The 20,534-nt window shown below is 66.4% G+C and carries 16 protein-coding genes; all 16 read right to left on the reverse strand.

Annotated features, from left to right (window positions below; all coding sequences use genetic code 11):
* Positions 1-95 precede the first annotated feature (95 nt).
* Positions 96-1,571, reverse strand: coding sequence for an XVIPCD domain-containing protein (locus MG068_RS09860; protein WP_071229330.1), 1,476 nt, complete (start codon positions 1,569-1,571; stop codon positions 96-98).
* Positions 1,568-2,206 (reverse strand): hypothetical protein, encoded by a 639-nt coding sequence (locus MG068_RS09865; protein WP_071229331.1) that lies wholly within the window; start codon positions 2,204-2,206, stop codon positions 1,568-1,570. The genes MG068_RS09860 and MG068_RS09865 overlap by 4 nt, the downstream gene beginning before the upstream one ends.
* A 414-nt stretch (positions 2,207-2,620) precedes the next feature.
* Positions 2,621-3,694: a protein-glutamate methylesterase/protein-glutamine glutaminase gene (locus MG068_RS09870; protein ID WP_132810046.1), complete on the reverse strand. Its 1,074-nt coding sequence runs from the start codon at positions 3,692-3,694 to the stop codon at positions 2,621-2,623.
* Complete coding sequence (gene cheD / locus MG068_RS09875; protein ID WP_008264676.1) at positions 3,691-4,287, reverse strand: chemoreceptor glutamine deamidase CheD; 597 nt, start codon at positions 4,285-4,287, stop codon at positions 3,691-3,693. Before cheD ends, MG068_RS09870 begins: the two co-directional genes overlap by 4 nt.
* Entirely contained in the window at positions 4,284-5,153 is an 870-nt protein-coding gene (locus MG068_RS09880; RefSeq protein ID WP_050509861.1) for a CheR family methyltransferase, read from the reverse strand. Before MG068_RS09880 ends, cheD begins: the two co-directional genes overlap by 4 nt.
* Before the next feature lie 37 nt (positions 5,154-5,190).
* On the reverse strand, positions 5,191-7,461 hold the full coding sequence (locus MG068_RS09885; protein WP_132810047.1) for a methyl-accepting chemotaxis protein: 2,271 nt from the start codon (positions 7,459-7,461) through the stop codon (positions 5,191-5,193).
* Between the two features lie 811 nt (positions 7,462-8,272).
* Complete coding sequence (locus tag MG068_RS09890) at positions 8,273-10,651, reverse strand: methyl-accepting chemotaxis protein (RefSeq protein WP_132810048.1); 2,379 nt, start codon at positions 10,649-10,651, stop codon at positions 8,273-8,275.
* A gap of 101 nt (positions 10,652-10,752) precedes the next feature.
* Positions 10,753-11,136: a hypothetical protein gene (locus MG068_RS09895; RefSeq protein ID WP_107432923.1), complete on the reverse strand. Its 384-nt coding sequence runs from the start codon at positions 11,134-11,136 to the stop codon at positions 10,753-10,755.
* Between the two features lie 136 nt (positions 11,137-11,272).
* Positions 11,273-11,764 (reverse strand): chemotaxis protein CheW, encoded by a 492-nt coding sequence (locus tag MG068_RS09900; RefSeq protein WP_049401162.1) that lies wholly within the window; start codon positions 11,762-11,764, stop codon positions 11,273-11,275.
* 243 nt (positions 11,765-12,007) lie between these two features.
* Positions 12,008-12,781: a flagellar brake protein gene (locus MG068_RS09905; RefSeq protein ID WP_049401200.1), complete on the reverse strand. Its 774-nt coding sequence runs from the start codon at positions 12,779-12,781 to the stop codon at positions 12,008-12,010.
* Positions 12,782-12,939: 158 nt separating this feature from the next.
* Positions 12,940-15,189, reverse strand: a complete 2,250-nt coding sequence (locus tag MG068_RS09910) for a methyl-accepting chemotaxis protein (RefSeq protein WP_132810049.1) — start codon at positions 15,187-15,189, stop codon at positions 12,940-12,942.
* Between the two features lie 352 nt (positions 15,190-15,541).
* Positions 15,542-17,530, reverse strand: coding sequence for a chemotaxis protein CheA (locus MG068_RS09915; protein WP_032129224.1), 1,989 nt, complete (start codon positions 17,528-17,530; stop codon positions 15,542-15,544).
* A gap of 45 nt (positions 17,531-17,575) precedes the next feature.
* A complete protein-coding gene (locus MG068_RS09920) occupies positions 17,576-17,941 on the reverse strand; it encodes a response regulator (protein ID WP_005409521.1) in 366 nt (121 codons plus the stop codon).
* Entirely contained in the window at positions 17,938-18,246 is a 309-nt protein-coding gene (locus tag MG068_RS09925) for an STAS domain-containing protein (RefSeq protein ID WP_049461535.1), read from the reverse strand. The genes MG068_RS09920 and MG068_RS09925 overlap by 4 nt, the downstream gene beginning before the upstream one ends.
* A gap of 284 nt (positions 18,247-18,530) precedes the next feature.
* Positions 18,531-19,751 (reverse strand): chemotaxis protein CheW, encoded by a 1,221-nt coding sequence (locus MG068_RS09930; RefSeq protein WP_132810050.1) that lies wholly within the window; start codon positions 19,749-19,751, stop codon positions 18,531-18,533.
* Positions 19,748-20,530, reverse strand: coding sequence for a ParA family protein (locus MG068_RS09935; RefSeq protein ID WP_005413243.1), 783 nt, complete (start codon positions 20,528-20,530; stop codon positions 19,748-19,750). The genes MG068_RS09930 and MG068_RS09935 overlap by 4 nt, the downstream gene beginning before the upstream one ends.
* Positions 20,531-20,534: the final 4 nt, after the last annotated feature.

Consider the following 20,534-nt stretch of genomic DNA (forward strand, 5'->3'; position numbering starts at 1 on the left):
GACGACGCATGGTAGTGCCGGCCGCTGGCCGGCAACCCGTTGAAACGAAGAACCTCCGGTGAAAGCCGGGTTTTTATTGTGCCCGGCCAGGTGGCCTAGCCCATGCGCATCGCGGTTCGGGTCTGCTCCTGGGCGTGGTCTTGCTGACCGACCTGCTGTGCCTGCGCAATCTGTTCGGCCTTGGCGATCGACTGCTCTACCGGCGTATTGATTGCCTCGCTGATCGGAACCGACGCCCGCAGGTGTGCCGGATTGCCCGGTGCTCCCTGAACAACGAACAGGCGAGGGCCCGAGCCATCGCTGGGTGGACTGCCCAGGACCACATGATCAACGCGTTCGAGGCCGCTGCTCTTGGCCGTCGCAAGCAGGCTGGCCGTCATGCGCTCACTGGTTTCATCGAAGCTGCGCCCGTGCCTGGCATCCACGGCGGATACACCATCGCGGATCTGCTGGTAGAGCACATGGTCTGGATGGCCTTCCTTCCTGGGATCCAAGCCTGCCTTGTCCAAGGTTGACTCAATGCTCTCCTGCAATGGACTCCTGGGAGAGAAGCCGGGATTGCCGAGAGAGGGCGAGCCCTTGTCGGTTGCATCCTGGGTCAGTTGCTCCCCCGGCCTGAGCGCATTCTGGGCCCGCTGCTCCGCTTCAGCCTCGCGGCGGGCATATGCACCGGCTTCCTCAATACCGCGCAGGTAATTGACCCCGTCGCGCAGCAGGCCAGGTCCGCCGCCGACCAGCACGGTCGCGCCTGCGCGCAACTGATGAACATCACTGCGGTAGTCGACAATCCGGCGCAGGTCTTCAGGATCTGTGATCCGGGCCTGGGGATTGTCCAGTACAGACTGCACCGGGCCCTTGTCGGTCACGCGATCAAGGAAATGAACCAATCGATGGGAGTCGCCCAACTGGACCGCCACCGCGGCGGACATGACATGGCCGCTTTTCATCCCAGGTGTTCCAAGCGAGGCGATGCGCTGGCCGTGCTCGGCGTTGCGCAGGACCTCCAGTTCCCTGGGCAGCGCATACATCTCGACCTTGCCGTAATGAGGACCGCCCGCACTGACCAGGTCGCCTGCCATCACATGGTTGGTGAAGGGCGCCGCGTTGGCCGGCTGGCCCTCAGGAAGGCGATACGCCAGCCCGGCAGCACCGTAAGGATTGAATGCGTTGCCGGGGAGGTTGTAGTGGTGTGCAGTGATCTGGGCGAGCGCGCCGCCCAGCGAGTGGCCGGTGACGTACACCGGACCATACCCATTCTCTTTAGCCAGATCGATCGCCTGCTTGGTCAGTGCGAGGGCATCACCGAGTTGTGCGTTGACTCTTGCGGTGACCATCGCAGCGTCGATGCCGCCGTCAATCAGAGGCTGGCGATCAAACTCGGTACCGCGATGGGTGACGATTACTTCTTTGGATTCGAGATTATGGTAAATGACGCCTTGGTAGCCGGTGGCGGAGTTTAGGCTGGCCAATACACGATATTCCGTCCCGGCAATGGTAACAATGGCCTTGGGCGCAGGGAGCGGATCCTTGTAGACATGATCTGAGAGGGCTGCATTTGCTCCAGGATTCATTGGGCTGTTCCTTCAGTCCGTGTGGAGATTTCGATTGGGAAGTAATCCTTTCGCTTATCTTGAGGCATCTTCTCGTACCAAGTCGAAGGCTCGGTAGGCGTCCACTCTGGCGATCCCCCTGAAGTCATGGGGCGTAAGGCGCGATGTACGTAGGTAGTAGCGAGTTTCTCGGTTTCAAGCTTTGTGAATGAAGTCCATGCGGTTGCTTGGATAGGGCGATCATCGATGATGAAGGCGAATGAAGCTTCCACGAGCACGGGTGTCCAAGTGCACGGGCCGCGACCGTAATAGTCGGCAACTTCCATGCCATCGTTGAATACAACACTGCTGAATTCAGTGGCACTGAGGCGCTGTGCCTGAAGCTCAACCTTGTGCTGGTTCGGCTCGTACTGCACCCCCTCCCAATTGTTGACCGGAGGGAGACAGAGTGGGTCTATCTCATACGTGACGAAGACCGAAGGAACGGGGACATCCACGGGTGCATCATGGACCCGAATCACAATCGGCAGCGCATCCTTTGGCGCCGGATTCTCGCGATAGACCGGGTATGAGCGTTCCTTGTTGCAGCCCGGAACGGCCATTGTGATCGAGGCGATCAACCAAACGTGAGCAAGGGTCGGGAGAACTTTCAGCATGAGCGGTCCATGTCGCTGCAGGATTTTCCTTGATCCCTGGAACATGCGGTCTCATCACGAACGACGGCGCCCCATCCGGGCAAATGCGACAGGTTGCGCAGTGGGTATTGCCCGTTACCCGGACATCCCTCCCTGCGTACCCGAGCAGCGCGGCCTTGCGGGGTAACGTTCATCGGCGTTCCATTGCTGTGCGATACCTGACTATACGACCCGCTCCAGCCGCGCTCCAAGTCGGTGTCCTGCGGGCCTCCCGTTTGGCGCGCATGGCTTGCGGCAGGGTCCAGCCTCGAGCAGCGCCGTTGAAACATCAATGGTCGAAGGTGCTGCCGGCGGATCGGCAATTGCGCCTGACGTCTCTTGGAGGTGTCCAGCAGGGTGCAGAGCCGAGCGTGGGCTCGGCTCTACAGAGGCCTGTCAGCCGCGGGCGAGGGCCAGCAACCGCTCGGCAATCCGCTCCAGCGGCACCTGCTCTTCGGCAGCGCCGAGCTTGAAGGCGGCACCGGGCATGCCCCAGACCACACTGGTGGCCTCGTCCTGCACCAGCGTCGGGGCGCCGGCCTCGCGCATCTCCAGCAGGCCACGGGCGCCGTCATCGCCCATGCCGGTGAGAATGGCGCCGATGGCGTTGCCGCCGGCGTTCTGCGCGACCGAGCGGAACAGCACGTCCACCGCGGGCTTGTGCCGGTTCACTGCCGGGCCGTCGTCGACCCGGCAGCGCCAGCGTGCACCGTCGCGGATGATGCGCAGGTGCTTGCCACCCGGTGGCAGGTAGGCGTGGCCGGGCAGCACTGCTTCGCCGTCGCTGGCCTCACGCACTGCCATGGCGGAATGGCGATCCAGTCGTTCGGCGAAGGCCGTGCTGAAGCTGGCCGGCAGATGCTGGGTCATCACCACGGCCGGGCCGTCGGCGGGCATGCCTTCCAGCACTACACGCAGGGCCTCGGTGCCACCGGCCGACGAGCCGATCGCGATCAGGCGGTCGGTGGTACGGAACTGCGGCGCGGCGGGGCGCATCGCCGGGGCGGCGTCCAGTGTCAGTTTGGGCAGGGCGGCACGCACCAGCGGGCGCACACGCGAGCGCGCCGCCATCTTCACCTTGGCGATGATCTCGTCGGCGTAGGCCTGCAGGCCGCGCGCCACGTCCAGTTTCGGCTTGGAGACGAAGTCCACCGCGCCCAGCGCCAGTGCCTGCAGGGTGGTGTCGGCGCCGCGTTCGGTCAGCGAGGAGATCATCACCACCGGCAGCGGGTGCAGGCGCATCAAGTTTTCCAGGAACGCCAGGCCGTCCATGCGCGGCATTTCCACGTCCAGCGTGATCACGTCCGGAGCCAGGCGCTTGATCTTCTCGCGCGCCAGCAGCGGGTCGGCGGCGGTGCCGACTACGTCGATGGACGGATCGCTGGACAGGATTTCCGTGAGCATCTGGCGCACGACGGCGGAGTCGTCGACGATCAGGACCCGGCAGGGGGCGTTGCCGGTCAGGGTCATTCGAACAGCTCCACGCCACCGGTGACCGGGGCCTTGGACAGGCGTGCACGCACGGCCGATTCGGTCGCGGCCACTTCGGCTTCATGGGCATGCGGCAGGCGCTGCACCACCACGCGGCCGGTATCGGCGAAGAACCAGATCTTGCGCGGATGGATGCCGCACAGATCCTCGGCAATGATCGGAATGTGCTCGGCCTGCAGGTACTGGCGCACGAACTCGGCGTTGCGGGTGCCGACCGGGTTGCTGGTGAAACCCTTCAGCACGTTGGCACCACCGAACACCTTGGCTTCGATGCGCTTGCGGTGTGCGCCGCGCTTGAGCATGTCGTTGATCAGCAGTTCCATCGCGTAGCTGCCATAGCGCGCAGGTGCGCCGTCGCCGGCATTGCCCTCGGGCAGCAGGAAATGGTTCATGCCGCCGATCTTCAGCACCGGGTCGCGCAGGCAGGCGGCCACGCAGGAACCCAGTGTGGTGGTCAGTGCGGTGGTGTCGTCGACCACCAGGTACTGGGTCGGCAGCAGCTTGGCTGCAATGGTCTTGAAGCGCGCGTCCTGGTAACGCATCACATCATCGGTGCGCAGCGATGCGTTCATGCGCCGGCCTTTGCCGCACGGCGGTACAGAGTGCGCCCGCAGGGCTGGATCAGGTCGGCGGCGTGCAGGTAGTTCTCCGAGTGGCCGGTGTAGAGCAGGCCATCGTCGGACAGGTGCTGTACCAGCCGGCCGAGGATCGCGCGCTGGGTCGGCTTGTCGAAGTAGATCATCACGTTGCGGCAGAACAGTGCGTCGAACGGGCCGCCGACGTCGTAGCGCGGGGCAAGCAGGTTCAATGGGCGGAACTCGATCAGCTCGCGCAGCGCCGGCAGCACGCGGCACTGGCCCTCGTTGGGGCCGCTGCCGCGCTGGAAGTAGCGGCGGCGCAGATCCGGATCGAGGCTGGTGACGCGGTCGATGTTGTAGACGCCACGGCCGGCGGTGGCCAGCACCTGGGTATCGACGTCGGTGGCGATGATGCGTACCGGTGGCTTCAGGGTGCCGAAGGCTTCGCAGGCGGTGATCGCCATCGAGTAAGGCTCTTCGCCGGTGGAGGCGGCGCACGACCACAGCAGCAACGGTGTGCGGCTGGAGCGCTGCTGCAGCTCCTCGCGCAGCTTGTCGAAGTGGTGCGGCTCGCGGAAGAACGAGGTCAGGTTGGTGGTCAGCGCGTTGGTGAACGCCTGCCACTCGTCACCGTCTTCCTGCTCCAGATGGTCCAGATACTGCTGGAAGCTGCGCATGCCCAGCGTGCGCAGGCGGCGCGACAGGCGGCCATAGACCATATCGCGCTTTGCCGGGGCAAGGGCAATGCCCACGCGCTGGTAGATCAAGTCGCAGACGCGGCGGAAATCACGGTCGGCGAACTCGAATTCGCGCGGGCCGGTGACGATGGGAGTAGGACTTTGCACGGGGGACGTGTCCATCGGCAGAGGCGGCGGCCGAAGCCGCCGCGGGTGGGTCTCAGAATTCCTGCCAGTCGCTGTCGCTGGCGGCGAAGGTGCTGGCGTTGCTGCTGCGACGTACCGGCGTGGGCGTGCTGGTCGGCTGCGGACGTGCCACGGTGGTGATGCGCGCCGGTTCCACGCGTTCGGCGACAGCCTTCACTGCGGCGGAGACCTGGTTGTCGAGGCGGAAGATCGCCACGGCGTCGGCCAGCTGCGCGGCCTGGTCTTCCATCGCACGTGCGGCGGCGGTGGCTTCTTCCACCAGTGCAGCATTCTGCTGGGTGGTCTCGTCCATCTGCACCACGGTCTGGTTGACCTGCTCGATGCCGGCCGACTGTTCCTGCGAGGCGGCGGAGATCTCGGCCATGATGTCGGTCACGCGCTGCACCGAGGCGACGATCTCGCCCATGGTGCTGCCGGCCTGGTGCACCAGGCTGGAGCCTTCGGCGACCTTGCCGACCGAATCATCGATCAGGCCCTTGATCTCCTTGGCCGCGGCGGCCGAGCGCTGGGCGAGGGTACGCACTTCGCTGGCGACCACGGCGAAGCCACGGCCCTGTTCGCCGGCACGTGCGGCTTCCACTGCGGCGTTCAGCGCCAGGATGTTGGTCTGGAAGGCGATGCCGTCGATGACCGAGATGATCTCGGCGATCTTCTTCGACGAGGCTTCGATGGCCGACATGGTGTTGACCACCTGGCCGACCACGCTGCCGCCTTGAGAAGCAACACCCTGCGCGCCGATCGCCAGCTGATTGGCCTGGCGGGCGTGCTCGGCGTTCTGGCGCACGGTGGAGGTCAGTTCCTCCATCGACGCGGCGGTTTCTTCCAGATTGGCGGCCTGCTGCTCGGTACGGCGCGATAGATCGCTGTTGCCCGACGCGATCTCGCCAGCGGCGAGGGTGATGCTGGACGCGCTGGCCTGGATCTGGCCGACGATCTGGGTCAGCTGGGTGACGGTGGTGTTGGCGTCGTCCCGCATGCGTGCGAACACGCCCTGGTAGTCGCCGTGCATGCGCGCGGTCAGGTCGCCTTCGGCGATGGCCGACAGCAGCTGCGAGAGCTTGCCGAGGTTGTCATCGCTGACCGCCATCATCGCGTTGAGGTTTTCCAGCATCAGGCGGAAATCGTGATCGAAGCGCTGCGCGTCGCCACGGCGGCTGAAGTCGCCTGCGGCGGCGGCACTGGCCAGCTGCTTGATCTCGGCGTTGATGCGGCCGAGGTTGGCCTTGACCGTGTCGACGGTGGTGGTCATCGCGGCCTTCTCGCCGGGGTAGCGCGCGACGTCGCGGCTCAGATCGCCCACCGCGTACTGCTGCACCACGTCCAGCACATCGTGCAGGGTCTGCACGTGGCCGCCGACCAGGGCATTGGTTTCCTGCACCATCAGCCCGTACTCGCCGGGGAAGGCGCTGGCGTCGATGCGGTAGCTCAGTTCGCCGCCGTCGTGGCGACGCGCCATCTCGCGCTGGCCGCTGATCACCGCGTGCAGCTGCTGCTGCATGCCGGACATGGCGTCCAGCAGGCGGCCGGTCTCGTCATGCGGCTGCGGGCCGATGTGGCTGTCCAGCTTGCCGCGGGCGATACCCTCGGCGACGGCCGTTGCCTGCTTCAGCGGTACGGCGATGCGGTTGCCGATGAGCCAGCTCAGGGCCAGCACGATCAGTACCAGCACGCCACCGGAGACGGCCATGATGGCGGTGAACACCAGTGCCTGCTTCTGCACGTCGTCCATGTAGACGCCACTGCTGACCACCCAGTTCCAGGGCGCGAACAGGCCGGCGTAAGCCACCTTCTCGACCTCGCCCTTGCTGCCGGGCTTGGCCCAGCGGTAGTTGACGAAGCCGCCACCGGCCTTGGCTGCTTCCACCTGGTCGTAGTAGATGCGCACGCCGTCGTCGGTGCGGAAATCCTTCATGTCCTTGCCGACCAGGTCCTTGCGGAACGGGTGCATCAGCAGGCGGTAGCCGGTGTCGTAGATGTTGAAGTAGTAGGCATCGTTATCGGCGCGCATCACTTCCAGCGCCTGCAGGGCGGCGGCCTTGGCAGCGTCCTCGCTGAGCTCGCCGGTACCGGCCAGGCGATGGTAGTGCTGGAGGATGCCGTAGCTGAGTTCGACCTGGGTCTTCAGCGCGGTCTTGCGGGTCTCGGTCAGGTCGAGGTACTGCATGCGGGCGGCGATCACCGAGAGCGCGATCACGCCAAGCGCGATGAGCAGCGTCAGCAGGTTGAGCTTGCGCCGGACGGAGAGGTTGCTGAAGTAGTGTTGCCAGCGATGCATGAGATTCATCGAGCAGGACCAGGTCGAAGCGGGCGGGCGGCGCCGTGCCGGTCACAGCGGGACAAGCGGTGACAACCCCGTTATCGGCCGCGCGGGCGGGGGATTGAGGTGCGGTGTCCGAACGTATTCAGGTTTCCTTGCAGCGGCGGCTGCGACGCTGCCTGCGGCAGGCTTTTGAAGCAACAGCAACAGCAACAGCGGTTGGTCGGCTCTGAATTTTCAGTGGGAGGCTGGGTCGGGGTGGGCTGGCGGGACACGCCGTAAACCCCGCTCCGCGGTCCGGCCCAGCCGCTGGCGGCTGGGCGTTCGGGCGCTTGCGAAGCAGTGCTTCGCAAGCAAAGCGCCCTCACCCTTGGGGGCTCGATGGCGCCATCCATGGCGCCAACGGTCCCGCCAGCCCACCCCGACCCAGCCCTCTCGGCATTCCTGTGACGGACGGCAAGAGCGTTGGGTTTCCAACTGGGAAGAGGGGGCAGATGCGTTTTCCTGCGGAAAGCGAATCTGAACCCGGAAGCGGTGCTGTTGCTCTTGCTCTTGCTCTTCTTTCTTCAATCCGGGGTGGACGCGCACGGAAACTGTCCGTGGCCGGGAGGGTGGGCTGCGCAGGGGCGTGAGCCGCATGGATGCGGCGACCGAGCTTACATGGACGTACTTGCAGCGGCCCCTGCGCAGCCCACCCTCCCGGCCAACCCTCAGTAGCCACGCGCCTACCGCGACCACCCCGAGGGGCTTCGCCGTTGGCTGGATATCCAGATACCCCGTAAACAAAAACGCCCCAGCGCAGGGCCAGGGCGTTCTCGTACGTCAGGTCAGGCAGGCATCAGAACTCCTGCCAGTCTCCGTCGGCCAGTTCGGTGGCCATGGGGCGACCACCGGCGATGCGGCGGGCCGGCGAGGCGACCGGGGCCGGTGCGGCCGGTGCGGCAGCACGCGGGGCCGGGGCAGCGGCGATGCGTGGGGCAACCACGGTCTCGGCTTCATCCACCACGAAGATCGACACGGCCTCGCTGAGGTGACCGGCCTGTTCTTCCATTGCGCGTGCGGCGGCGGTGGCTTCTTCCACCAGCGCGGCGTTCTGCTGGGTGGTTTCGTCCATCTGCACCACGGTCTGGTTGACCTGCTCGATGCCAGCACTCTGTTCCTGCGAAGCCGCGGAGATCTCGGCCATGATGTCGGTCACGCGCTGCACCGAGGCGACGATCTCGCCCATGGTCGCGCCGGCCTTGTGCACCAGCGCAGAGCCGTCGTTGACCTTGCCGACGGAGTCGTCGATCAGGCCCTTGATCTCCTTGGCTGCCGCTGCCGAGCGCTGGGCGAGGGTACGCACTTCGCTGGCGACCACGGCGAAGCCACGGCCCTGTTCGCCGGCGCGTGCGGCTTCCACCGCGGCATTCAGCGCCAGGATGTTGGTCTGGAAGGCGATGCCGTCGATGACCGAGATGATCTCGGCGATCTTCTTCGACGAGGCTTCGATGGCCGACATGGTGGTGACCACCTGGCCGACCACTTCACCGCCCTGCGAGGCGACGCCATGGGCGCCGATGGCGAGCTGGTTGGCCTGGCGGGCATGTTCGGCGTTCTGGCGCACGGTGGAGGTCAGCTCCTCCATCGAGGCGGCGGTTTCTTCCAGGTTGGCAGCCTGCTGCTCGGTGCGGCGCGACAGGTCACTGTTGCCCGAGGCGATCTCGCCGGCGGCCGAGCTGATCGCGCGGCTGGACTGCTTGATGCGGGTGACGATCTCGCTCAGCTGCGCGGCGGTCGCGTTGGCGTCGTCTCGCATACGGGCGAACACGCCCTGGTAGTCACCGTGCATGCGCACGGTCAGGTCACCCTGCGACAGTGCGGCAAGCAGGCCGGAGATCTGTTCGATGCTGCCGGCGTTGGCATCCAGCAGGCCGTTGATCTGCTGGGCCAGCTGCAGGAAGAAGCCTTCCTTGTCGGTGGCATCGATGCGGCCGGACAGGTCGCCGGCAGCGGCCTGGGCGATCACGCGGGCCACTTCGGCTTCCACCTGCGCTTCCTGGGTGCGGTCGCGCCATTCCACCACGTAGCCGACGGTGTCGCCGCCTTCATTGCGGATGGTGGAAACCACCTGGGCGAACTGGGCATCGCCGTACTGCATCGGGCGACGGGCGACGCCGTGTGCCTTCAGGTTGCCCAGCAGGGTCTGGTCCATCTCGCCGCGATGCTCCAGCACGGTGACCGGCTTGCCGATCAGCGAGGCCTGCGCGTCGAAGTCCGGCAGGTCGCGGCGCACGTCGTCCTGGTACTGGCTCAGGGTCTGCTGCAGGGCGCGATTGGTGTAGACGATGGTATTGCTGGTGTCGGTCAGGTACACGCCGGTGGAGCTGTAGTCCAGCGCGGTGCGGATGCGCAGGTTCTCGCGGGCGACGGCCTGGTCGGTTTCGGTGCGCTCGCGCAGGTCGCGCTGCATGCGCTGCATCGCCTGCATCAGTTCGCCCACTTCGTCCTGGCGGCTGACGTCGATGTGGCCATCGAGCTTGCCGCCGGCCACATCGTTGGCAACCGAGACGGCGCCGCGCACGCTGCCGACCAGGGCACGGGCAAACAGCCAGACCAGCACCAGGCCGAGTGCGGCGCCGCCCAGCAGGGCGATCACGGTCAGCACGGCCGAGGCGGAGTAGGTGGATTCGGCCTCTTCGCGCGAGGCGCGGGCGAGGCGGTTGTCTTCGGCGATCAGCGCTTCCAGCGCCGACGCGGCCTTGCGGTGCTTGGTGCGGGTCTCGCCGACGAAGGTATCGATGGCGTCGTCCGGCAGGTCCAGTTCCAGCATCTCGGTGACGCTGTCATAGGAGGCCAGGGCATCCTTCCACTCCTTGGCGAAGGTGTCGAACAGCTTCTTCTGCTGTGCGTTGTCGACCAGCTTCGGATAGTCCTTGATCGACTTGTCCATGCTGGTACGCAGCTCGACGGTCTGCTTGCGTGCATCAGCCTTGACGTCGTCACTGGCGCGGATCAGCTGCTGGTAGGCGGCGTTGCGGTATTCACCCAGCATGCCGCGCATCTCGCCGGCCATGCGGATGCTCTCCATGCGAGAACCCGCCAGCTCGGTGGTGACGTTGTTCAGCGAGTGCAGGCCGCGATAGGCGACGATACCCTGCAGCAGCATCACCAGCAGGAGGACACCGAAGGTCAGCAGCAGCTTCGGCATCAGTTTCAGGTTGTTGATCCACGGCATGGGCGTTGCGAGCTCCTAAGGCAGACGCGCCCGGGCATCGGGCCCGGTTGCAGCAGAAACCACGCCGGCACCAGGTCCGGCGTGGTTCGACGGACAGCGGATTACTTGATGTTGGCCAGCTTCAGGCCGGCCGGCGAGCTGACTTCGATTTCGGCGCGCGAGGCGTCGCGCTGGATCTTTCCGATCACGCAGACGGTCTTGCCTTCCAGGGTTTCCAGCGGGAAGGAGAACTTGCCGCGGTTCTCGCCAGCGATGCGGGCCGAGAAGGTGTGGCGCGGGAAGGCGCCGCCCATGTACAGGAAGGTCGGCTGGCCTTCGGAACCTTCTGCGTAGCGGGCCTTCTCGACCTTGCCGCAGACCATGCCGTCCTTGCCGACCGAGCGCGGTGCCAGTTCCGGCGGGATCATGTCGGCCGACTGGGCGAACGCGGCGGAAGCAGTGGTGGCCAGGACAGCGGCCGAAACGAACGCAAACAGGGACTTCATCGAGGTGTATCTCCGGGGATGGTGATGGTCGTTCCGGTCCTGCGCGCTCCTGCGCGACCGGCTTCTGTCCCCCTATCGGCACTGCCGGAGGGAACTGAAGGGGTTTGTGACCAGAACGTGAAGCAGGTCCGTTCGATCAGGCAGCGGCGTCTTCAACGACGCTGGCCTGGCCCATGTCGGCGCTGTCCAGCAGGGTCTCGATGTCGAGCAGGATCAGCATGCGGTCGTCCTGCGTGCCGATGCCGGAGATGAAGCGGGTATCGACGGCGGCGCCGAATTCCGGGGTCGGGCGGATCTGCTCGGCCGACAGCGGGATCACGTCCGAGACGCTGTCGACGACGATGCCGACCACGCGGTCGTCGACGTTCAGCACGATCATCACGGTGAAGGCGTCGTAGCGGGCATCGTCCAGGCGCAGCTTCAGGCGCAGGTCGATCACCGGGACGATGGTGCCGCGCAGGTTGATCACGCCCTTGATGTAGTCCGGTGCATCCGGGACCCGGGTCACCGCGTCATAGCCGCGGATTTCCTGGACCTTGAGGATGTCCACACCGTAGTGCTCGGCACCGAGGGTGAAGCTGAGGAATTCGCCACCGGCGCTGGCGGCGGAGCTGGTCTTGTCGTTCATCGAGGGGTCCTGGTTCTGCCGGAAGTCCCGGTGTCAGGCTCGATATCGGCCCCTCGTCGGGGGACTTTAGGTGCCGGGGGAAGGCATCCACGCATGGCGTGGATCTACCGGGGAAGATGGGGGCATCCACGCATGGCGTGGATCTACACGGGAAGCGGTAGTGCCGGCCGCTGGCCGGCAACCTGGCAACAATGTGGATACGACCACAGCCGGCCAGCGGCCGGCACTACCGGTCGGATGGCCTTACAGCTCGCCGTTGCGGCGCGCCTTGCGCTGGCGGTCGATGCGGAAGATGTAGCGCTGGATGGCACTGTCGGCGCCACGCGGCAGGATGTCGAAGCGCATGCCCACGCGCTTGATCTCGATGCCATTGGGTTGGCGCTGCGGCAGCAGGTTGCAGACGACCAGCTCGATCTCCAGGTCGGGGCCGTCGGGCAGCGACAGCATCGCCGGGTAGCGCTTCTGCAGGCTGAACACCGCGCAGTCGGTAGGTACGGCCACCGCCAGGCCGCCGCCGCTGATGTCCACCACCCGCATCGACAGCGCTTCGGCACGGCTCTCGCCGGCGGGGATCAGCAGCTGGGGCGAATCGGTGACTGGGGTCTCCAGCCGGTACATCTCACGTCGTTGCAGATGGACCAGTTCAATCGGCAGAGGGGCACGGAAGGCGACGTGGCCGTCGTTGTCCACACGCTGCAGTGCCTGCAGGCGGAACCGCACCAGCACGCGTTCGAGCTGGGCAAAGCACAGCAGATGGTCGGCCTGTTCGGCGGCGCGGTTGGACGCCTCCTGCGGGCTGCCATCGAGCAGCAGGGTGTCGTCGTCCTCGTCGAGTTCAAGCAGCGCGGTCGGGAACGAGCGGTCGCGGCCGTCGATATGCGCATTGATCAGTGATCGCTGGTCGATCAACGATCGCAGCAGCTGCCGCAGCTGGCGCGGATTACGGACCAGGAAACGTTCGTCAGCGGCATCAGCCGCGTGGACATCATGCACTGCAGTGTCGTTGCCGTCGGACATGGAATCTACGGTCAGGGGCGGGCGCCAGCACGCGTTGGCGCGAGGCTCGATGGGGATATCGGCCACTGTGCCCGATTATGAAGTGAGAATTGCATCACTTTCCATGCGTCAGGGGTCGGATCCCTTTCCCGAAGGAAAGGGATCCGACCCCGGGTACATCAGAACTCCTGCCAGTCGCCGTCTGCGGCCAGCGCCGGCTGGGCCGTCGCCGTGCGCAGCGTACGCGCCGGGACCGGCTTTGCGGCCGATGCGGCGGCTGCGACCTGGCGCGGTACCGGTGCCGCCAGCGGGCGTGCCGGGATGGCCGTCGTGCCCTGTGATGCCAGCCGGAAGCGGGCCACGGCTTCACCCAGCTGCACGGCCTGGTCTTCCATTGCACGTGCGGCAGCGGTGGCTTCTTCCACCAGCGCAGCATTCTGCTGGGTGGTCTCGTCCATCTGCACCACGGTCTGGTTGACCTGCTCGATGCCGGCACTCTGTTCCTGCGACGCTGCGGAGATCTCGGCCATGATGTCGGTCACGCGCTGCACCGAGGCGACGATCTCGCCCATGGTGCTGCCGGCCTGGTGCACCAGGCTGGAGCCTTCGGCGACCTTGCCGACGGAGTCGTCGATCAGGCCCTTGATCTCCTTGGCGGCCGCAGCCGAGCGCTGGGCGAGGGTGCGCACTTCGCTGGCGACCACGGCGAAGCCACGGCCCTGTTCACCTGCGCGGGCAGCTTCCACTGCAGCATTCAACGCCAGGATGTTGGTCTGGAAGGCGATTCCGTCGATGACCGAGATGATCTCAGCGATCTTCTTCGACGAGGCTTCGATGGCCGACATGGTGGTGACCACCTGGCCGACCACTTCACCGCCCTGCGAGGCGACGCCATGTGCGCCGATGGCGAGCTGGTTGGCCTGGCGGGCGTGTTCGGCGTTCTGGCGCACGGTGGAGGTCAGTTCCTCCATCGACGCGGCGGTTTCTTCCAGATTGGCGGCCTGCTGCTCGGTGCGGCGCGACAGATCACTGTTGCCCGAAGCGATCTCACCGGCGGCGAGGGTGATGCTGCCGGCGCTGGCCTGGATCTGGCCGACGATCTGCGTCAGCTGCGCGACGGTGGTGTTGGCGTCGTCACGCATGCGTGCGAACACGCCGTTGAACTGGCCGTCCATGCGCGCGGTCAGGTCGCCGGCGGCGATCGACTGCAGCAGCTGCGAGAGCTGGCCGAGGTTGCCGTCGGCCACCTGCATCATGCTGTTGAGCTGCTCGATCATCACGCGGAAATCGTGATCGAAACGCTGCGCATCACCGCGCTGGCTGAAGTCGCCGGCGGCAGCCGCCGAGGCCAGCTGCTGGATCTGCGTGTTGATGGCCAGCAGGCTGGCCTTGGCCGCATCCATCGACTCGTGCAGGATCGCGCGGCTGCCGGGCAGGCGGCGTGCGTCCGGGGTGAGGTTGCCGGTGGCGTACTGGTTGAGCACGTCGATGGCATCGCGGATCGCGTCGAGATGTTCGAAGATGACCGTGTTGATGCCGCTGGCCAGCTGCCCGTAGACGCCCGGGAAGTCTTCCGGAATGCGATGGCTGATGTCCGGACCGGCGTGCATCTGCGCCATCAACTGGGTCTGCTCGGAGAAGCGGCGCAGCATCGCGGTCATTTCGGTGGTGGCGGCCAGCATCTTGCCGGCTTCGTCCTTGCTGGTGGCCTGGGTGCTGACGCTGAGATCGCCACGGGCAACGGCCTGGATGGCATGCACGGCCTTACCGAGCGGGCCGGTGACGGCGCGCGAGATGACCGTTGCCAGGGTTGCGGCGACCACAACCAGCAATACTACGGCGGCAATGATCGCCAGCATGCTGTTGCGGTGGGTGGCGTTGGCGTTGTTGATCTTGTCCTGCATCAGCGAGCTGCTGTACGCGCCCAGTGCCTTGAGGTCTTCAAAGGCTTTGCGGCGCAGCGGGCGTGACTGGTCGTCGGAGATCTGCCGTGCGACGACGCCATCGCCGGCGGTGGCCGCTTCGCGCAGCTTGGCATTGGCTGCGAAGTAGCCATCGACGTCGGCCTGCACGGCGCGGTAGAGCTCGCGCTCCTTGGCGCCGGCCGGCAGCTTGGCGTACGCGGCCAGCTGTTCGCGCACGACGGCGGCGGTGTCGTCCATGCGCTTGTTGTAGTCGGCCACCTTCTCGGGCTGGTCCAGCATGCTCAGCTGGGCCAGCTCATAGGTTCGGAACTCACCTAGCTGCGAGCGCACTTCGCCGAGGTACTGCACGGACGGAATATCGTTGGAGGCCATCGCGCTCAACTGCGCGTTGGCCTCGGACAGGCGGACCAGAGCGAAAGCGCCCAGTACGACGGTCATCAGGGTGGTGAGGGTGAACCCCACGGCCAGCTTGCGGGCGATGGGCAGATCGTGGAACCACTTCATGCAGGGTGCTCCAGGTGGGCAGGGCGCCGGCGTCGTTGCGTCGGCTGGGGGTGGTTGCAGAGCGAACGGTGGTGCCCGGTGGGGGTTCGGTGACGGCCGTCAAAGCGAAATAGCGGCGCAGTTCGGATGGACTTTATGGACGCAGATCACATTCGGTTGCGTAGGGACGGCGGCGCGAAAGTGGCGCCATGACAGGGATTTCGCTTGAACGGCAAGGTTGCGCCCGAAACCTTCGTGCAGACGGAGTTCACGGTATGCCTGGCGAAGCGAGCGCGGTCAGATCGTGGCCGTGCGCGCAAACGAAAACCGCCGCCCCGAAGGGCGGCGGCTCAGTGCACGCATGCAACGTAGATCAGGCGGCCTGCGGCATCCGCAGCGAGCGCACCAGACCGCCGATGTCGACGATCAGGGCCACGCGGCCATCGCCAAGGATGGTGGCACCGGATACCCCGCCGATGCGGCGGTAGTTGTTCTCGATGTTCTTCACCACCACCTGCTGCTGGCCGACCAGCTCGTCCACTTCCAGCGCAATTTTCTGGCCATCACCTTCAACCACCACCACCAGCGATTCGCTGCCCGGTGCGCGGTTGCCGTAGCCGTAGTACTCGCTCAGCGACAGGATCGGCAGATACTCGCCACGCACGCGCAGCACGCGGCCTTCGCCGGCCATGCTGCGGATGTCCTCGGCCTGCGGCTGCAGGGCCTCAAGCACATAAGCCAGCGGCAGGATCAGGGTTTCACCGGCCACCGCCACGGTCATGCCGTCGAGAATGGCCAGGGTCAGCGGCAGGCGGATCAGCGTGCGGGTGCCAGCGCCGAGGCTGCTTTCGATCTGGACCTCGCCCCCCAGCGCCTGGATGTTGCGGCGGACCACGTCCATGCCGACGCCACGGCCGGACAGGTCGGTGACTGCATCGGCGGTGGAGAAACCCGGCTGGAAAATCAGGTCCCAGACCTGCGAATCGGTCGGGTTGTCCGGCACCGCCAGACCGCGTTCGGTGGCCTTGGCCAGGATCTTGGCACGGTCCAGGCCGCGGCCGTCATCGCTGACTTCGATGACGATATGGCCGCCCTGATGCGAGGCTGCCAGGGTGATCGTGCCGGTCTCGTCCTTGCCCGCACCGCGACGTACGTCGGGCATTTCCAGACCGTGGTCGATCGAGTTGCGCACCAGGTGCACCAGCGGATCGGCGATCTTTTCGATCAGGCCCTTGTCCAGTTCGGTGCCTTCGCCGACGGTGCGCAAGCGTACCTGCTTGCCGAGGCGGCTGGACAGGTCGCGGACCAGGCGCGGGAAGCGGCGGAACACCGCATCGACCGGCAGCATGCGCACGCCGATCACCGCTTCCTGCAGGTCGCGGGTGTTGCGTTCAAGCTGGTCCAGGCCGGCGAACAGGCTCTCGGCGTGCACCGGGTCCAGCGCGTGCGAGACCTGCTTGAGCATGGCCTGGGTGATGACCAGTTCGCCGACCAGGTTGATCAGCGCATCGACCTTGTCGACGCTGACCCGGATCGAGGTTTCGGCTTCCTGGCCGCCAGCGCTGCTGGCAGCGGCGGCGGGTGCCGCCGGTACAACGGCAGCCGGTGTGGAAGGGGCGGGTGTGGCAGGTGCCTCGGTGGCAAGGCTCGGCGGCGCAGCCGGACGGATGTCCAGTTCGCAGTCGTCCAGCACCCAGGCGAAGGTGTCTTCGATCTTGCTGCGCGGCACCTTGCCGACCAGGCCCAGGTCCCACGCCAGGTGGGCCTCCAGCGGGTCGAGCTGGGCGAAGCCGGGCAGGCGTTCCATGCGCGCGGCGACCTGCAGCGAACCCAGGTGCTCAAGTTCGCGGATGATGCGCAGCGGGTCGTTGCCGCTCATGAATAGCGATGGCGCCGGGGTGAAGCCGATCTGCCAGGCTTCCGGCGTATCGTCCACCTTGGCTGCGGCGGCCGCGGGGGCGCTCGCTGCGGCCTCCCCGGAAAGAACCGCCTCCAGGCGCGCCTTCACCGCAGCAACTGCGGCGGGATCGGCGGCCTGGCCGTGTTCGGCTTCGCGCAGCAGGGCGCGCAGCACGTCCACCGAGGACAGCATGGCGTCGACGGCGTGGCCTTCCAGCGCCCGCTTGCCGGCACGCAGCTCATCGAGCAGCGTTTCCAGCACATGGGTCAGGCCGGCGATCGCGTCGAAGCCGAAGGTGCCGGCGCCGCCCTTGATCGAGTGGGCGGCGCGGAACACCGAATTGATGATCTCCGCGTCCTGCTGCCCCGATTCCAGGGCCAGCAGGCCAGCCTCCATCGCGTCGAGGCCTTCGCGGCTCTCCTCGAAGAAGGTGGCGTGGAAGCGTTGCAGGTCCATGCTCATGGCAGTGGTGGTCCGGAAGCGAAGAGGGGGAGCGGTGGCGGGCGATCAGCCCAGCACTTTCTGCACGGTGGCGACCAGCTGTTCCGGATTGAACGGCTTGACCAGCCAGCCGGTGGCACCGGCGGCCTTGCCTTCGGACTTCTTGTCGGCGGCCGATTCGGTGGTCAGCATCAGCAGCGGCGTGAACTTGTAGTCCGGCAGCTGGCGCAGTTCGCGGATCAGCGCGATGCCGTCCATGTTCGGCATGTTGACGTCGGTGACTACCGCATTGAAGCGCTGGCCCTTGGCGCGACCGAGCGCGACCGCGCCGTCTTCAGCTTCTTCGACGGCAAAACCGGCCGAGGTGAGGGCGAAGGACACCATCTGGCGCATTGACGCCGAATCGTCCACCACCAAGATACGTGCGCTCATGCAGCGTTCTCCACAGATTTCAGGTTGTCATGGGTTACGTCCAGGCCCAGGGCCTGGGTGACGCCCAGCAGGCGCGCGGCGTCACGGAAGGTTGCAGTGCAACCGAGGAAGCCGGTGCCGAGGCCTGCCTCGCGGCGGGCCTGCACGAACGCACACAGCACCTGCACGGCGGCCGTGTGGATGCGGGCGACCTGGCTGGCATCCAGGGTCAGCTCGCCTGCCTGCGCCACCAGCGGGGCGAGGCGGTTCTTGAGCTCGGTGGTGCTCTCGATGCCGAGATCCCCACCCAGTTCGACAGTGCTCATCGTTGCTCCGGACAAACGGTTCCGTGATCCATAACGGCACCCCGGTGGGGTTCTTTAGGGGAATCGACGCGGTGCGTCGATGCGGGCGCAGCTGAAAAGGGGACGGAGGGGATCAAGTCGCAAGCGACCTGGCTCTACGGCAGCCCCCTCGGCAACGGCGACCGCGCAGTGGGGACGTAAGGTGTTGATCCAACGGATCAACTCCTTGCGTCCCCGACAGGCACCGCGTCGGCGCAAAGCGCCGAGCCACTTGCGACTTAATCCCCTCCGTCCCCTTTTTTCGTTCAACTCAACAGCCGGGTGGCATCCAGCAGGATCATCGGGCGCTGGCTGACCCGGGCGACGCCACGGAACAGGTCGTTGGAGATCTGGCAGATGCGCGCGGTATCGGGCGGTTCGATCTGCGAATCGGTGAGGTTGGCGACATCTTCCACTGCCGACACGCGCAGGCCGATGGTCTCGCCGTCTTCCTCCAGCACCACGATGCGGGTCTGTGAGTCGTCTTCGGCGGCCGCGGCGCCCAGGTGCAGGCCGAGATCCATCACCGGTACCACCTGGCCACGCAGGTTCATGATGCCCAGCATGGCCGGCGCAGTGCCGCGCAACGGCAGCAGCGGCACCGGCAGCACCACTTCCTGCACTTTCAGCAGTTCCAGTGCATAGGCCTGGGTGCCGCAGCGCAGGCGCAGCCAGCGCGAGGTGCGCTCGCCGGCGCGTCGGTTCTGCGGATGCGGGCTGCTGGCGGGCCGATGTGCCTGTGCCTGCAGCTCCTGCCAGCTGCTCGGGCGGTTGCCTGCTGGCGCGTCCACGGCCACGCGCGGGGGCGGTGCGGCATCGGTGCGCGCAACTGGAGCGGGTGCTGTGACCACGGCCGCTGGTGGCGCAGGAACGTCCTCGCCGCCGGCAGCGGCCTCGAACGCGGCCTCCAGGCCGGGGCTGTCGGTGTGGGCGAGTCGATGGCTGTCGGCCGGATCGGTCTCGTAGATCACTTCGTCCGGCAGGTCGTCCCATGTAGGTTCCGGGCCAGACTTGGCGGTGGCGGTGGCGGTGGCGGTGGCGGGAGCAGGGGCCGTCTCGTGGATCACCTCGTCAGGCAGGTCATCCCAGGTCGGTTCGCGCTCGGGGGCGGCGACAGGCATTGCGGCGGCCTCGAAGGCGGCCTCCAGTGCTGCGTCGTCCTCTGCCGCGGCAGCAGCAACAGTCTCCGTTTCGTAGATCACTTCGGCGGGCAGATCGTCCCAGGTGGGTTCGCGCTCAGCCGTTGCGGCCGCGTCGAAGGCGGCTTCGAGTGCGGCGTTGTCGACGGCAGGCGCAGCGGCGACGGTCTCGGTTTCGTAGATCACCTCGGCCGGCAGGTCATCCCAGGTCGGCTCGCGTTCGGCGTCGGCTGCAATTGCCGGGGACGCTTCGTCGCTCGCCGGCGGCGGTGCAGCCGGTGGTGCCGCGGCGATCGCTTCGCCCAGCAGTTCGTCCAGGTAGTCGTCCAGTACACCGGTGCTGTTCATGCGGCCTGCTCCAGAGCGCGGGCATCCTCGCCGAGGATCCAGTTCAGCGCGCGGCGATAGGCGGCCAGGCCGCGGCCCGGGTAATCCTCACCAACGCTCGGCAGGGTCAGGCCGGCGGCGTTGCTGATGCGGGTGTCGATCGGAATCGCGTCTTCCCACACACGGGTGCCGTGACGATCCTGCATCGTGCGCAGCGACTCGTTGCCTGCGCGGGTGCGGCGGTCGAACAGGGTCGGCAGGATCGAGATCGGCAGCGGGCGGCGGCGCGAGCGTTCGACCATCTCGCCGGTGCGGACCATGCCATCCAGGCCATGCAGGGCCAGCGGCTCGGCCTGGGTGGGGATGATCAGGCGATCGGCTGCGGCCAGCGCATTGATCATCAACAGGCCGAGGGTGGGGGCGCAGTCCAGCAGGATGTAGTCGTGCTGGCCCTGGTGGCGGGCAAGCGCATTCTGCAGTGCCAGGCCAAGGCCGGGCTGGTTGGCGCTGCGTCGCTCCAGCGTGGCCAGCGCCGACTGCGCGCAGACATAGTCCAGGCCATGGATGCTGCTGGCATGGCACAGGCTGGAAAGATCGGCGGGCGGGGCGCCGAACAGCTCCAGCACGCCAGCCGGCGGCGGGTCCACCGGTACGCCGAACGCGCGGCTGAGCGAGGCATGCGGATCGAGGTCGATCAGCAGCACGCGATGGCCAAGTGCGGCCAGTCCGCGGCCGAGGGCGAGGGTGGTGGTGGTCTTGCCGACTCCGCCCTTCTGGTTGGCGACTGCCCAGATGCGCATCGGA

It is taken from the genome of Stenotrophomonas sp. ASS1, assembly GCF_004346925.1.
GTDB classification, from domain to species: domain Bacteria; phylum Pseudomonadota; class Gammaproteobacteria; order Xanthomonadales; family Xanthomonadaceae; genus Stenotrophomonas; species Stenotrophomonas maltophilia_A.